Consider the following 13,022-nt stretch of genomic DNA (forward strand, 5'->3'; position numbering starts at 1 on the left):
ACCGAGCGGCCTAACGCGCCTCAGCCGCAGACTCTGACGCGGCGGATGCGCCAGGCGTAGCCGTCCCAGAAGCGCTGCTTCTGCCAGACACAGCCATCGCCGTAATAGTCGTCGGCAACGTAGCCGGGACCCGGCGCGTAGTAGCGGGGCGGATAATAGCCGGGGCCGTAACCCGGGCCATACGCGTAGCCCGGTCCGGGTCCGTAATAATACGGAGATGCCAGCGCGCCGCCGACGATGGCGCCACCGATGATCCCGGCGGCTACGCCGGCAGCGACACCGCGCTGTGCATGGGCCGGCGTACCCGCGGCCAAAACCAGGGCGGCGGCAGCGACTGCCATAAGCGACTTCTTCATGGGGCGACCTTTCAACGCGAACGCGGAACTCCTGCGCCAAAGTTCCACACTTCGCTTGAACGATCAATGAACGGCGCATTGGCCGGGTGCGACCAATTGGTAGAATTGGCCGATCTTTGGCCTTGGGAGACGATGATGACCGTCCTGACCAATGCCCTGATCGCCATCGGGGCTGTCGGCGTGGCTGGTTATGCCCTGATGACCCATTTACAGAACCGCGTGCCGCGCTCGCGGGCCAGAGCAGGCGGGGGAAGCGACAGCTACTCGGATACGACGAATGAGGGCTTCTCGCTGGGGAGCTGGTTCTCCAGCGACAGTTCCGACAGCGCGACCGACAGCGGCAGCTGCTCCACGAGCGATAGTGGTGGGGATGGAGATTGCGGAGGCGGCGGCGATGGTGGGGGAGGCGGGAGCAGCGACTAGGCCCTATCAGGCATCATCTTGATCCAGCGCAACTCCCTATTTTAGAGCCGTTCTAGGCTGTTTCCGGGCCAGTTTGGAATAGCTTGAAATACCGGTTTTTCCCTTTGCATCCGGGCGGCCCCTTAAATATCGATGATGGCGCATCACCAAGGGCCTACCGCTTCCATGATCGTTTGTTCCTGTAACGTGCTGAGCGATGACGACATCCGCGCCGCCGTCGCCGAGTCCGACGATGCTGTGCGCCATGCCAGACAGGTTTATGGATGCCTCGGCTGCAGCGCCGAATGCGGCCGCTGCGCCCGGACGATCAAGACCATCATCGACGAAGCGCTCGGCCCCTGTGCCAAGTCCTGCTGTTCCGGGTGCCCGCACAGCCACACGGTGGCAGCTAACGACGAGACGGCCCAGCCCGCGCAGTTTGCCCTCGCGGCCTGCTGAAGACCTCCTCAAATTCGGCTGAGCTTTTCCCCGGCTACGTCTCCGCAGCCGGTTGCCCTCGTCCTTGAACTCATTTAGAAGCGTTCTAAATTCGATTTAGGGCCGATTTGGACTACAAGAGCTGGAGTGAACCATGCAGGGCGACGCAAAAGTCATCGACTATCTCAACAAGTCACTGCGTCACGAGCTGACTGCGATCAACCAGTACTGGCTGCACTACCGCTTCCTCGACAATTGGGGCCTGCTGGACATGGCCAAGGTCTGGCGCAAGGAGTCGATCGAGGAGATGGAGCACGCCGACAAGCTCACCGCGCGCATCCTGTTCCTCGACGGCTTCCCGAACATGCAGGTGCTCGATCCCCTGCGTATCGGCCAGAACGTCAAGGAGATCATCGAGTGCGATCTCGCCGCTGAAATGAGCGCGCGCGCGCTCTACCAGGAAGCGGCGACTTATTGCCACGGCGTCAAGGACTACGTCACGCGCGACCTGTTCGAGAAGCTGATGAGCGACGAGGAGCACCACATCGACTTCCTCGAAACCCAGCTCGACCTGATCGGCCGCATCGGCCTCGAACTCTACACCCAGAAGCACGTCGGCGGGCTCGAGGGCGAGGGGCACTAAGCTCTCGTTCTGCTCTCTCCATTCGTCGTGGCCGGGCTTGACCCGGCCATTCACGTTTTGCCGCGCGACGAAGACGTAGATGCCCGGGACGAGCCCGGGCACGACGGTCCATTTGCGAACCGCCCACCTACAATTGCGTCTTGTAGCGCTCTTCCACGATCTCCTGGCTCTCCGGCTCGCCGAGGCTGGTCTGGTCGTGAATGACCTGGCTGATGCTCGGCATCACCGAGCGCTGCACCTTCTCCGGCGACCACAGCTTTGAGCGCATCAGCGCCTTGCCGCAGTGGAAATAGACTTCGCTGACAGCGACGCTCAGCACCGCGCGCGGCGGCTTGCCGAACTCCACCATCGAAGCGAGCAGATCCTGATCGGCCGACAGCGTGCCGCGGCCGCCGACGCGGAGCGTCTCGTCGATCCCTGGCACGAAGAACAGCAGATGCACGAAGCCCGAGCCTTCAACGACGTTGCGAAAACTGTCGATGCGGTTGTTGCCGGCACGATCGGGCATTAGCAGTTGATTGGGGCCGGCAACGTGAACGAAGCCGATACCGCCGCCGCGCGGCGAGGCATCGACGCTGCCATCGGTAGCTGATGTCGCGAGCACGCAGAATGGCGACATCTCGATGAACTTCTTCGCATGCGCGTCGATCGCAGGACGTGCTTTCGCGATCACGCGCGGTGTCGGCTTCGCATAGATGGTGGCGAGGTCCTCGGCGCAAAGGTCGGTCACGAAGGTCTCCATGATTGAGGCTTTAAGGATATCACTCCCCGGCCTGCTTGTCCGGGATCCGGAGATGCGCGATGCCCGCCGCAAGGTAGAACGCCGCCAGCACGAAGCGCATTGCGTGTTCGGTCGTTTTGCAGGGGCCATCAGCCGAACTAACACGCACGGCGGTCGGGCGCCATGGCGCGCTACACTGCGTCCGCGGGCACGAAGCAACTGATGATGATAGCGCCGCGGTGGCGGACGTACCAGACCACGGCTTGACCGACCGGATTGCCGCGATCGCGGATGATGGCGCGCTCGGGCACCTCCATCCATTGTCCCTCGATCGGCACCCAATACGTGCCTTTGCGTACGTCGTAGTCGGTGCGATGGCCGTCGGAGATGTCGCAGCAGGGCACGCCGTTCGGCGCGATTACGCTCTTGAACCAGGCGCGGACGTCGGGCGCAATGTTGTCGTATTGACCGTTGTCGAACGCGAACGCGGCGCTGGTCATCGCGGCGAGCCAAACGCACAGCGCAAGCCTGTGCATGCAATCCTCCTCATCGCGTGTCGATTCGTATCGTTGACGCGATTAAGCCCGAGCCGTCAGCTCATTGCATGCTCAAATAATATGCGGCGCCGAGGCGCCGCATATGATGCGTTGCGATATCGGCGCAGCTCCGACGATGCCTACATCGTGCGCTGCGGCGCGGTTTGCAGCAATTGCCGAACCTGCTCGCTGTAGAATTTCGTGTTGCCGGTGGTGCCGTGGCCGGTCGGTTCACCGACAATGGTGTAATGCAGCTTCAGCTCCGGCATGACCTCGCCGGTGTGGAACTTGAAATCCTTGGCGACCCAATCGCCCTGTTTCGGCGCCGGATAGTCGGCGGCGAATACCGATGTCGAGATGGACAGCAGAACGGCCGACAGCGCCGCGCAAGAAGCTTTCATGTTTGTCTCCCCATGTGCGGCTCATGGCCCGTGGCCGCCTTGCGCGCGATCTTATCAGCCCGGGTCCTGGGATCGAGAGCAGAGCGCTGCTCATCCCTGAAAAAACATTTCCTCGATGTTGCGGCGCGCAAGTGGAATATTCGGGCGCTTGTGACAAGCGGCTACATGCGTTGTAGGATTTCAGCTTCTCCATCCGTCCTTGGATCAAATCGGGCCTGCCACGGGAGAGACTGCATGTGCCGCAACATCAAGACGCTGTTCAATTTCGAGCCGCCGGCGACGGAGGACGAGATCCATGCCAGCGCGATCCAGTTCGTGCGAAAACTCTCCGGCTTCAACAGGCCGTCGCAGGCCAATGAGGCGGCATTCGACCGCGCGGTCGCCGAGGTCTCGGCAGCTGCGCGAAAACTGCTGAGCTCGCTGCACACCCACGCGCCGACGCGCGACCGCGAGGTCGAGGCGGAGAAAGCCAAGGAACGTTCGCGACAGCGTTTCGGTTAGCGGTTCCGCAAAGCTCGACCGTGATCTGGCTCACGGAAGCGATGGCCGTCACGCGCGATGATGTTCGCCGGGGTTTTGACAACCCGGAGCTCGACCATGAACCGCCTCCTTCTTCCGCTGAAAGCAGGTGCCATCGTTTTCACGCTGTTGTGGACTGCGTGGATGATGTGGTGGAGCGGCTCGTTCTCGAGCGCAACCGTGGTGATCCTGGCCGTCTGCGGCGCGGCGGTTGGCTATCTCTGGTACCGCGCCATGCGCTGGCAATTCGAGCGCATGGGCATGCTGCCAGGGCGTGAGGACGAGGCGAAGTAGCCGCCGCTAGTCCTAGTGGCCGTGCTTCTTCTTCTTTTTCTTCTTCTTGTCGTCGCCATCGACCTCGTCGCTCTCGTCGTCGGAGGGCGCATCGTCAGCTTCGTGCACGGCGGCTTCGAGCGCGGCGCGCTCCGCGGCCTCCTGCTCGCGCTGGCGGCGGCGTTCGTCCCAGGCGTCGAACAGTTGCTCGAGCCACGGCAGCACCTGCTCGATCGACGGCAATTGGCCGGGCGGGCCGGCCTCGCCGCGCGGACCTTGAGAACCGGCGGGCCCTTGCGGACCCACGGCGCCCTGCGGTCCAGCTGCGCCCCGTGCGCCGGCTTCGCCCGCCTTGCCCGGCAGACCGGCCTTGCCCTGCGCTCCGGCCTTTCCGGCCGGTCCCGGCTTGCCCTGCGGACCCGGCTTGCCGCGTGCGCCGTCGGGGCCCCGCTTGCCCGGATGACCTTGCGGCCCCGGCCGTCCCGGCTCGCCCTGCCGTCCGCGCGGACCTTGAGGTCCCTGCCGTCCCTGTTCGTCTGCCACGCCGCTACTCCTTCTGCGCACGCAAGCTACTTAGCGGCGTTTGACGACGGCAGCAATTCCGCCCGCGCATCCTGCCGGCTTGATCAACATCAATCGGCGCAGCGGGGCGCCGTGTCATTGATGACGCACGGCCCCAACCCTCGCGAGGAACGACCGATGCGCGCAGCGTGGAAACTGTTTTGCTTGTCCGCGATCATCTTCGCGGCGGCGGTCGGCCTCGCCCATCTGCTGGTGCCCGATGTCGTGGCGGTCGGCTACGCCGAGGAGCCGCAGGCGTCATGGGCGATCCTGACGGCCTTCGGCCTGCGCGCGATCGCGCTGACCGCGGCCTGGGTCGCGATTATCGCGCTGTCGCTGCTCGTCGGCGTCAAGCTGTATCAGATGGTCTTCCGAACGATACCGCGCGCGGAATGATTGGCGCCGCCACGCGCTAGTCGTGATATGCCGGAACCTCGATGCCGGAGGCCGCGTAGATCCTGATCTTGTTGCGCAGCGTGCGAACCGACAGGCCGAGCACGCGCGAGGCACGCGTGCGGTTGCCATCGCAGCGGGCGAGTGTCTGGAGCACGAGCTCACGCTCGACCTCGCCGACGGTCGCGCCGATCAACAGTGGAACGATTTCGTTGGGTGCAAGGAATTGCGTGCCCTGCTCGGGCGCCGCGACATGAACAGTGGTCATCAACATACTCCCCGATCAACGCCCGCTTCCATCGTGGAAGCGGATCGAGAACAAAACACCCCCAAGCCGTAGATCCACGGTGGGCGGGTTTGGTTAATGAAAAGTTAATTGCAGGATGGCCGCACCAATTGACCTTGGGAATGCCGCCGCGTTGCCGCGATTGGCACGAGTTGCATAGCGAGGCGGACCGATTTCGCGCTCACACCGTGCGATACCCGCCGTCCACCATCACGATCGTTCCCGTGACGTAAGATGACAGGTCCGAGGCGAGGAAGATCGCGGGGCCCACGATGTCCTCGGGCTTGCCGGTGCGCGCGAGCGGGGTGTGATCGACGAAGGCCTGAACCAGCGCGGGATTGGTGGCGCGCACATTGGCGTTGATGTTGGTCTCGATGAAGCCCGGGCCGATCGCGTTGACGCGCACGCCTTCCTTGCCGAGCTCGACCGCGAGCGCCTTGGTGAAGCCGAGCACCCCGTGTTTGGAAGTGGTGTAGGCCGCCGAGCTCGGCGTGCGCAGATGCACGAAGGACTGGATCGAGCCGATATTGACGATGCGGCCTTTGCTTGCGCGCAGCGGGGCGAGGAAGGCTTGCGTCGTGTTGAAGACGCCGTTGAGGTTGAGCGCGATGATGTCGTTCCAGTCCTTCGCCACCGTCTCAGTCTCCGCGGTGAAGGCATTGCGGCGGGTGATGCCGGCATTGTTGACGAGGATCGAGACCTGCCCGACCTTGTCGGCGACTTGCTTTGCCAGCGCAAAGCAGTCGTCACGCCTGGTGACGTCGAGCGCGAAGCTCTCGGCCTTGCCGCCGGCCTTGCGGATCTCCTGGGTGGCCTCCGCGACCGTGTCGGCGTTGACGTCGAGCAGCACCACCTGCGCGCCCTCGCGGGCGTAGCCGGCAGCGATCGCCCGGCCGATGCCGGAACCGGCGCCCGTGACGACAGCGATATGGTTTGCGAGCAATGCCATGACAATTTCCTCCCGGATTCGTTTCTAAGTTTCATGAAAGGCTAACTCGAAATTAAGGGGGCGGAAACGGCGGCCTTGGCATACTGATCTCCATTGCTAATCGTTGCGCGCATGATGGAACGACTTGAATCCTGGAAATTGGCGCTCGAGCGCCTGCGGTCGGCGGAATTCGCTGATTGGGCCGAGGCGGGACGGCTCGTGGCCGAGATCGCACGGATGAGCACCGATGTGATGTTGCGGCAGGCTGCCGAGCAGGCGCTGCCCGTGCTGCGCCAGGCCGCGGACAATGACGATCACAGCGTCACGCTGGCCGCCCGGCGCCGCGTCGGCGTGATCCTCGATGTCGTCCATGATCTGACCGCGCCACGCTTCGGCCGCCGCAACGCGTTGCCGAAGAAGCTGTCCAGCGAGGATCGCGCGCGCAAGATGCTGGGGCTGCCGCTGGCGGTGCAGCTGACCTGCGAGGACATCAACCAGGCCTATCGCCGCGCCGCCAAGGGCATGCATCCCGACCAGGGCGGCAGCGCGCAGGCCTTCATCGACCTCTCCGCCGCGCGCGACATTTTGATTCATCCCCGCGCGTACAAGGACGCGTGAGAGCGCTCAGCTCTTGTTCACGCAGCTCGGATAGGGCGCGGCTTCGCCGGCTACGATCGGGCACAATCCGATCGGGCTCAGATCGCGCAGGCGCGCCTCCCAGCGCTCGTCGTTGACCGGCGGCTCGTCGCTTTCGGGGCCGCGCTCGGCCCATTGGATGGTGTAATAGTCGGTCGCGCCCTTGAGCGTGATCAGCAGCGCGGTCTCGCTGTGCCGCGTCGGGCCGCTGTCGATGCGGCTGCAACCGATCACCGCGACAAAGCCCTCGAAGCGGCCGAACGTCGTGGCGCCGAGCGGCCTGGCGGCAAAACTGTCGGGGCATGCCGCCTTGAACCCGCCTGCGATGGTGCCCGCGAAGATCTGCGGCGAGCTGCCTGGCATCAACGTCATGCCCTTCTCGCCGGTGACCGTGATCATCTGCGTCCAGCGGTCGGGCGTCTCGCCCTGAAGCACCGCTTCGCGGATGTAATGGCCGCCCTTGGTGTTCTCGAACACGGCTGCGAAATTCGACGGCATCGCGAAGCTGACGAGCTGGCCGAAGATCGGCGAGATCACGCGGAGGGATTGCGGAGCCTGCGCCTGCGCCGTTGTGGCGAGCAGGAGCGAAGCGGTGAGGGCCGCGACTGTCATCGTCCGTGCGCGCATCGACCTGCTCCAAATCCGCGAGGTGAAAAAACGACCGGGCAAGGATGCTAGCATCGCATCCTTGCCCGGCCCTTGTCGACCGCCGATCGAATTCTTACCAGCTGCAGTGGCCGGCCTTCAACGCGTGATCCTTCAACTCGAGCGCGTCGAGGAAGGTCGGAACGGAGGCGCTGGCACGATGGTAGCCGGCCGGCCACGGCGTGGTCGGAATGCTCTCGTCCCAGATCTGGCACACGCCGCTGTCCTGCCAGCGGATCAAATGATAGCCGGCTTCGGCCGGGCTCGCGGCGACGAAGGCGGCAGCGGCGAGACCGGCGGCAGCGCACAGCATGGAAATACGACGCATGGATCAGCTCCTCAAAATGAAAGATGTGATGCGCCTCCCGACAATGACGGGGAGGGGGTGCGGGACGCTTTTGGGCGTGCGCCCCGGACAAGACGTGAGTAGTTCCGTGTGCGGATGAGGTTCAAAGCGGGCGCGGGGGAAATCGCGGAATTCGCTAGCCAAAATGGGGCAACGGCCACGCGTCGGCGCAAAAGGAAAGGGCGGGCTGCTCGCGCAACCCGCCCTCGCATTGGATTGGACGTGGCCTTCTCAGAGCGTGCAGCGGCGCTCGGCGCGCATCTTGATCTGGAGCTCGGAGGCAGCCGTGAAGGTCGGGAGCGGTTTACTGACGACCTTGTAGGTCGACACGCCCCACTGGAACGGTTTGTAGCGGAGGTCCTCGTTCCAGACCTGGCAGACGCCGGTGTTGTCCCAGCGGATCACGTAATAGCCAGCCGCTGCGGATGCGGGCACGGCAAACACGGAAGTGGCGATGCCGGCAACGGCACAGAGGGCGAGAACGCGACGCATGAAAAATCTCCTGATAGGAACGTGACCGCAGACTGGTGCGGCAAAACTGCACGGCTTGCAAGCTGCGCCGCGGCCGATCACGGATATGTCAGGGCGCCCCCGTTGACTATCCTTTCGCCAGCGACGCCACCGCCTCGATCTCGATCAGCATCTTCGGATCGGGCAGCGCCTGCACCACGCAGGTGGTGCGTGCCGGGAAAGGCGCGGGACCGAACGCGCCGGCATAGAGCGCGTTCATCGCGGCTACGTCCGAGGCGCGGGTCAAGAGCACGTTGACCTTGACGAGATCGCGCGTCGTGGCGCCGGCCTCGTCCAGCACACGCTTGATGTTGACGACGACGTTGGCGAACTGCGCCTCGAAACCGTCGGGCAGCGCGCCATGGGCGTCGAAGCCGGGAATGCCGGAGACGAACAGCAGGTCGCCGACACGGGTCGCAAAGGAGAGCGGCGGCGCCTTGACATGCGGCGGGGGCGCGAAATGCTGGATCGGCATGGGGACCTCGGATGCGATGGTGATGGAGCAGGACGAGCGTAGCTGTGTGCGGGGCCTGCTCCAACAGAAAACACGAAAACAACCCCATGCACAGTAGAAATGATTGGCGAAATTTGAATTTCGGGAAGGCGGAAATATCTGATTGACGCGTCGGGCAAAACAGGGGCAGGATTGCATGATGGCGGATGGCGTGGGTGGCAGCACGAAATTCCGCTGTCATGCCCCGGCTTGACCGGGGCATCCAGTACGCCGCGGCCGTCGTGGTGAGAGCGGGATCTCCGACGTCCGTCTCTGGGATACTGGATCGCCCGGTCAAGCCGGGCGATGACAGTTGAATGCGCGGTTCGCAGCTCGCGTTTCACCACCGTCCCCCATCATGTTGCCGCCGCGATCGATCGGATAGATTGCAGCATCTGATTCGATTCCTTTCGATTCCCCGCCTTGAAAAATAGCCCCCGGAGACGCCCCATGAAGATTGCTTCCACCTTGCGTGCTGCGCTCGTCGCCATGGCCGCGCTGGCCGGCCTCTCGACCGCGGCGCTGGCCGACGGCGGCACCGTGGTGCTGACGATCTACAAGGCGGGCTGGATCATCGGCGGCTCCGGCGGTTCGGGCGTGCTGAACTTCCGCGGCCGTTCTTATTCGCTCTCGACCGGCGGGCTCGATTACGGCCTCGTCTTCGGCGGCTCCAAGACCGTGCTGCGCGGCCGCGTCTCCAACATCAACCGTCCCTCCGATGTCGCCGGCGTCTACGGCGCTGCCGGCGCCGGCCTCGCCGTCGGCCGCGGCGCCCGCGCCATCGTGCTGACCAACCAGAAGGGCGCGGTGCTGGAGCTGTCGGGCTACCAGACCGGCCTGATGGCGAATGCGGATTTGAGCGGACTCGCGATCACGATGCGGTAGGGCAGGCTGCCGTAGGGTGGGTTAGTTAGGCGAAGCCGTAACCCACCTCTTTACTTTCCACGCGGATGGAGAAGCGGTGGGTTACGCCAGCGGACTACGCTTCGCGTAGCCGCGGGGCTAACCCACCCTACAAACTCACCATCGCATGAATCTTCTCGCAATGCGCGACGAGGTTCTTGTGCGTATCGACGAACGCCTTCAGCGGCGTCGGGATCGGAAAGTAATAGATGTTCGCGATGAAGCCGTAGATGCCGGCATCACAGCTGGTTGGCCGCTCGCCATCCACGAAACCGGTCGCGGGCACGATCTCGGCCAGCACCTGCAGATCGGCAAGTCCCCGCGCGTAAGCCTGCTCGGGCGTGTAGCGGCCGATGCCCTGGTAGTGATAGCGCTGCGCATTGTAGGCCTTCGCCTTCTCCAAGCCATCAGCGTCGATCTGCTGATGCTGCGCGATGAAGCCGTCGCGAAACGCGGGGTAGTAGCGCTCGTCCTTCCAGCGCGAATAGGACATCACCCAGTAGAGATCGTCCAGCATGCGCGTGACGAGATGACGGGTCCGGCGCTGTGCGGGTGACAGCGCGGCATCGATGGTCAGATGATATTTCGCGATCGCATGCGCGATGATCGTCTCGCTGTCGCCGATGGTCTCGCCGTCATCGACGATGTAGGGCAGCTGTCCGCGCGGCGCGGTGGAGGCATCGAACACGTGCTCGTGCACGAATGGCACGCCGGCGAGCTTCAGGAAGGCGTAGACCTTGAGGCCATAACCGTTGTTGTCGGCGACGCCGAATAATTGCGGGTAGGAATAGAGGGTCAGCATGGTGGCTCCCTTTACTCGCGGGCCGGTTCGTCCGCCCGTTTGTCCGTCGTACTCGCTTGCGCGCGCTTGCTCGAGCGGATCATCAGGAACGATCCTGATGTGCCCGGCAGCCGCCAGCGCCCGTCGATCTCGGTCGCCTCTCCATTCATGATGCCGTCGTACTGGACCATGCCGAAACCGTAGCCCGGCGGTTCGTAGCGCTTGACGAAGGATACGACGCTGCCGGCCCGATGGCCAGTGATCGAGGCGCTGTGGATTCGCAAGGGGCAGCGCGGATTCGAGCAGGGCTCGGTGACACTGCCGCTGATCGCGCCGCCGGCCTCGACCAGCGTCGCCGTGAACGTGACCATTCCCGTGCCGGGCTGGATGTAAGTGCCGTCCCAGACACCGGAGAGATCGTCGCTCATGACGGCGGCTTCCTCGATATGTGCGCCGGTTGAGGCCCGGCTTTTCCACCTCAAGTTCTTCCACCCCAAGTCGTATCGCTGCAATCGCATCCTTGCAATAGTCCGCGCGCGACGTCGATCGGTCGGAGGATGCGGGACGGGTGCCTTCCAGGAGCGAAAAAAATGCCATTCCGCCTGTCGGATTATCGTCCGCGCGTTCGTCCTTCGAGCGACGGCGCGCGCAAGCCGCGTCCGGCTCGACGCGAAAGGATAACCATATGACCTCGATCACGCCGTTTCTCTGGTTCGACAACAACGTCCCGGACGCCGTGGCCTTCTACAAATCGGTGTTTCCGAATGCGAAAGTCGAGACCGTCAGCGACTTCATGGCGGTGTTCGAGCTCGAAGGCCAGCGCTTCAACGCGCTCAATGGCGGGCCGCAGTACCGCTTCAACGAGGCGGTGTCGTTCTTCATCAGCGTGGAGACGCAAGGCGAGGTGGACTATTTCTGGAGCCGGCTCACTGCTGATGGCGGTGAGGAATCGAGGTGTGGCTGGCTCAAGGACAAGTTTGGCTTGTCCTGGCAGGTGATCCCGACCGCGCTTGGCCGCTATCTCGGCGACCCCGACCGCACCAAGGCGAACCGCGTCATGCAGGCGATGATGGGAATGCGGAAGATCGTGATTGCGGATCTGGACAAGGCGTATGCGGGGTGAGGAGCTGACGGTGCCGTAGGGTGGGCAAAGGCGCGCTCTTCGCGCCGTGCCCACCGTTCTACTGGGACTCGCGGAGAGATGGTGGGCACGGCGCAAGAGCGCCTTTGCCCACCCTACGAAGACGGCGATCCACTTCGCCAATTCGCTTGGGATCGCTATACTGCCGGCCATCAGCAGGATGGTGACCTCATGGCGAGAGAATTGGAAGGCAAGGTTGCCGCCGTAACCGGGGCCGCGTCGGGCATCGGGTTGGCGAGTGCCGAGGCGATGCTGGCCTCGGGCGCGCGGGTGGTGATGGTCGACCGCGACGAGGCCGCGCTGAAGGCGCTCTGCAACAAGCATGGCGACGCGGTGATCCCGCTGGTCGTCGACCTCCTGGATCCCAATGCTTGCGCAACGCTGCTGCCGCGCGTCCTGGAGCAGGCGGGGCAGCTCGACATCCTGCATGCAAATGCGGGCACCTATGTAGGTGGCGACCTGGTCGATGCCGACACGATGGCGATCGACCGGATGCTGAACCTGAATGTCAACGTCGTGATGAAGAATGTGCACGACGTGCTGCCGCACATGATCGCGCGCCGGACCGGCGACATCATCGTCACGAGTTCGCTGGCGGCGCATTTTCCGACGCCGTGGGAGCCGGTTTATGCGTCGTCCAAATGGGCGATCAACTGCTTTGTCCAGACGGTGCGGCGCCAGGTCTTCAAGCACGGCATTCGCGTCGGCTCGATCTCCCCCGGCCCGGTGGTGAGCGCGCTGCTCGCGGACTGGCCAGCCGAGAAGCTGAAGGAAGCCAGGGACTCAGGAAGCCTCCTGGAGGCCAGCGAAGTGGCTGCCGTGGTGATGTTCATGCTGACACGGCCGCGCGGCATGACAATTCGCGACGTGGTCATGCTGCCGACCAATTTCGATCTTTAGGGCGTGTGCTTTTGTAGGGTGGGCAAAGGCGCGCCCTTCGCGCGCCGTGCCCACCGTTCTATCGGACTCACGGAGAGATGGTGGGCACGGCGCTTTGCGCCTTTGCCCACCCTACGCAGCTTCGTATTTGAGCAGGACCGCGAGTCAAACCCACGGTGTCGTCCCGGCGAAAGCCGGGACCCATAGCGCGGAATCTATCTGTGGCGGGCG

General features: G+C 63.9%; 22 protein-coding genes and 1 pseudogene. 10 read left to right on the plus strand and 13 right to left on the minus strand.

Going from position 1 to position 13,022, the window contains the following annotated elements; genetic code table 11:
- Positions 1-20: 20 nt before the first annotated feature.
- Positions 21-356: a hypothetical protein gene (locus tag YUA_RS0103435; protein ID WP_027529400.1), complete on the minus strand. Its 336-nt coding sequence runs from the start codon at positions 354-356 to the stop codon at positions 21-23.
- 66 nt (positions 357-422) lie between these two features.
- Between YUA_RS0103435 and YUA_RS0103440 the strand changes: the two genes are divergently transcribed.
- From YUA_RS0103440 to bfr, 3 genes are all read left to right on the plus strand, one after another.
- Positions 423-779 (plus strand): hypothetical protein, encoded by a 357-nt coding sequence (locus YUA_RS0103440; RefSeq protein ID WP_371259864.1) that lies wholly within the window; start codon positions 423-425, stop codon positions 777-779.
- A gap of 165 nt (positions 780-944) precedes the next feature.
- Positions 945-1,217: a bacterioferritin-associated ferredoxin gene (locus YUA_RS0103445; RefSeq protein WP_027529402.1), complete on the plus strand. Its 273-nt coding sequence runs from the start codon at positions 945-947 to the stop codon at positions 1,215-1,217.
- 133 nt (positions 1,218-1,350) lie between these two features.
- Positions 1,351-1,839, plus strand: coding sequence for a bacterioferritin (gene bfr / locus YUA_RS0103450; protein WP_027529403.1), 489 nt, complete (start codon positions 1,351-1,353; stop codon positions 1,837-1,839).
- 127 nt (positions 1,840-1,966) lie between these two features.
- Here the strand turns inward: bfr and YUA_RS0103455 are convergent, their stop codons facing one another.
- The 3 genes and pseudogenes from YUA_RS0103455 to YUA_RS0103470 all read right to left on the minus strand — a co-directional run.
- On the minus strand, positions 1,967-2,569 hold the full coding sequence (locus tag YUA_RS0103455) for an MSMEG_1061 family FMN-dependent PPOX-type flavoprotein (protein ID WP_027529404.1): 603 nt from the start codon (positions 2,567-2,569) through the stop codon (positions 1,967-1,969).
- A 182-nt stretch (positions 2,570-2,751) separates the two neighbouring features.
- Positions 2,752-3,096, minus strand: coding sequence for a hypothetical protein (locus YUA_RS0103465; protein WP_027529405.1), 345 nt, complete (start codon positions 3,094-3,096; stop codon positions 2,752-2,754).
- Between the two features lie 203 nt (positions 3,097-3,299).
- Positions 3,300-3,497 (minus strand): annotated as a pseudogene (locus YUA_RS0103470) (hypothetical protein); the annotation flags it as partial.
- 234 nt (positions 3,498-3,731) lie between these two features.
- On the opposite strand from YUA_RS0103470, the gene YUA_RS0103475 reads away from it, so the two are divergent.
- Both YUA_RS0103475 and YUA_RS0103480 read left to right on the plus strand, forming a co-directional pair.
- The gene (locus YUA_RS0103475; protein ID WP_027529407.1) at positions 3,732-3,998 is read left to right on the plus strand and encodes a DUF2277 domain-containing protein; all 267 of its coding nucleotides are present in this window, start codon (positions 3,732-3,734) and stop codon (positions 3,996-3,998) included.
- Between the two features lie 96 nt (positions 3,999-4,094).
- Positions 4,095-4,310, plus strand: coding sequence for a hypothetical protein (locus tag YUA_RS0103480; protein ID WP_027529408.1), 216 nt, complete (start codon positions 4,095-4,097; stop codon positions 4,308-4,310).
- A 12-nt stretch (positions 4,311-4,322) separates the two neighbouring features.
- Here YUA_RS0103480 and YUA_RS0103485 read toward each other — a convergent pair whose 3' ends face one another.
- Positions 4,323-4,832, minus strand: coding sequence for a collagen-like protein (locus YUA_RS0103485; RefSeq protein WP_027529409.1), 510 nt, complete (start codon positions 4,830-4,832; stop codon positions 4,323-4,325).
- A gap of 183 nt (positions 4,833-5,015) precedes the next feature.
- On the opposite strand from YUA_RS0103485, the gene YUA_RS0103490 reads away from it, so the two are divergent.
- Positions 5,016-5,246: a hypothetical protein gene (locus tag YUA_RS0103490; RefSeq protein WP_245285094.1), complete on the plus strand. Its 231-nt coding sequence runs from the start codon at positions 5,016-5,018 to the stop codon at positions 5,244-5,246.
- Positions 5,247-5,262: 16 nt separating this feature from the next.
- On the opposite strand, the gene YUA_RS0103495 is transcribed toward YUA_RS0103490, so the two are convergent.
- Positions 5,263-5,511, minus strand: a complete 249-nt coding sequence (locus YUA_RS0103495) for a helix-turn-helix domain-containing protein (RefSeq protein ID WP_027529411.1) — start codon at positions 5,509-5,511, stop codon at positions 5,263-5,265.
- 199 nt (positions 5,512-5,710) lie between these two features.
- Positions 5,711-6,478, minus strand: coding sequence for an SDR family NAD(P)-dependent oxidoreductase (locus tag YUA_RS0103500; RefSeq protein ID WP_027529412.1), 768 nt, complete (start codon positions 6,476-6,478; stop codon positions 5,711-5,713).
- 111 nt (positions 6,479-6,589) lie between these two features.
- Between YUA_RS0103500 and YUA_RS0103505 the strand changes: the two genes are divergently transcribed.
- On the plus strand, positions 6,590-7,075 hold the full coding sequence (locus tag YUA_RS0103505) for a molecular chaperone DnaJ (RefSeq protein WP_027529413.1): 486 nt from the start codon (positions 6,590-6,592) through the stop codon (positions 7,073-7,075).
- Between the two features lie 6 nt (positions 7,076-7,081).
- On the opposite strand, the gene YUA_RS0103510 is transcribed toward YUA_RS0103505, so the two are convergent.
- The 4 genes from YUA_RS0103510 to YUA_RS0103525 all read right to left on the minus strand — a co-directional run bounded on the left by YUA_RS0103510 (position 7,082) and on the right by YUA_RS0103525 (position 9,069).
- Positions 7,082-7,705, minus strand: coding sequence for a hypothetical protein (locus YUA_RS0103510; protein WP_035970481.1), 624 nt, complete (start codon positions 7,703-7,705; stop codon positions 7,082-7,084).
- Between the two features lie 109 nt (positions 7,706-7,814).
- Positions 7,815-8,066, minus strand: a complete 252-nt coding sequence (locus YUA_RS0103515) for a hypothetical protein (RefSeq protein WP_027529415.1) — start codon at positions 8,064-8,066, stop codon at positions 7,815-7,817.
- 249 nt (positions 8,067-8,315) lie between these two features.
- A complete protein-coding gene (locus YUA_RS0103520) occupies positions 8,316-8,576 on the minus strand; it encodes a hypothetical protein (RefSeq protein ID WP_027529416.1) in 261 nt (86 codons plus the stop codon).
- A gap of 106 nt (positions 8,577-8,682) precedes the next feature.
- On the minus strand, positions 8,683-9,069 hold the full coding sequence (locus YUA_RS0103525; protein ID WP_027529417.1) for a RidA family protein: 387 nt from the start codon (positions 9,067-9,069) through the stop codon (positions 8,683-8,685).
- Between the two features lie 468 nt (positions 9,070-9,537).
- On the opposite strand from YUA_RS0103525, the gene YUA_RS0103530 reads away from it, so the two are divergent.
- Positions 9,538-9,972 carry a hypothetical protein gene (locus tag YUA_RS0103530; RefSeq protein ID WP_027529418.1) on the plus strand — a complete coding sequence of 145 codons (435 nt, stop codon included), beginning with the start codon at positions 9,538-9,540 and terminating at the stop codon, positions 9,970-9,972.
- Between the two features lie 127 nt (positions 9,973-10,099).
- Here YUA_RS0103530 and YUA_RS0103535 read toward each other — a convergent pair whose 3' ends face one another.
- Together YUA_RS0103535 and YUA_RS0103540 are read right to left on the minus strand one after the other, a co-directional pair.
- Positions 10,100-10,792 (minus strand): glutathione S-transferase family protein, encoded by a 693-nt coding sequence (locus YUA_RS0103535; protein ID WP_027529419.1) that lies wholly within the window; start codon positions 10,790-10,792, stop codon positions 10,100-10,102.
- Between the two features lie 11 nt (positions 10,793-10,803).
- Positions 10,804-11,199 (minus strand): hypothetical protein, encoded by a 396-nt coding sequence (locus YUA_RS0103540; RefSeq protein ID WP_027529420.1) that lies wholly within the window; start codon positions 11,197-11,199, stop codon positions 10,804-10,806.
- A 257-nt stretch (positions 11,200-11,456) separates the two neighbouring features.
- Between YUA_RS0103540 and YUA_RS0103545 the strand changes: the two genes are divergently transcribed.
- Both YUA_RS0103545 and YUA_RS0103550 read left to right on the plus strand, forming a co-directional pair.
- A complete protein-coding gene (locus YUA_RS0103545) occupies positions 11,457-11,894 on the plus strand; it encodes a VOC family protein (protein WP_027529421.1) in 438 nt (145 codons plus the stop codon).
- A 189-nt stretch (positions 11,895-12,083) separates the two neighbouring features.
- Positions 12,084-12,812: an SDR family oxidoreductase gene (locus tag YUA_RS0103550; protein WP_027529422.1), complete on the plus strand. Its 729-nt coding sequence runs from the start codon at positions 12,084-12,086 to the stop codon at positions 12,810-12,812.
- Positions 12,813-13,022: the final 210 nt, after the last annotated feature.

Source organism: Bradyrhizobium sp. WSM3983, from assembly GCF_000473045.1.
GTDB lineage: Bacteria > Pseudomonadota > Alphaproteobacteria > Rhizobiales > Xanthobacteraceae > Bradyrhizobium.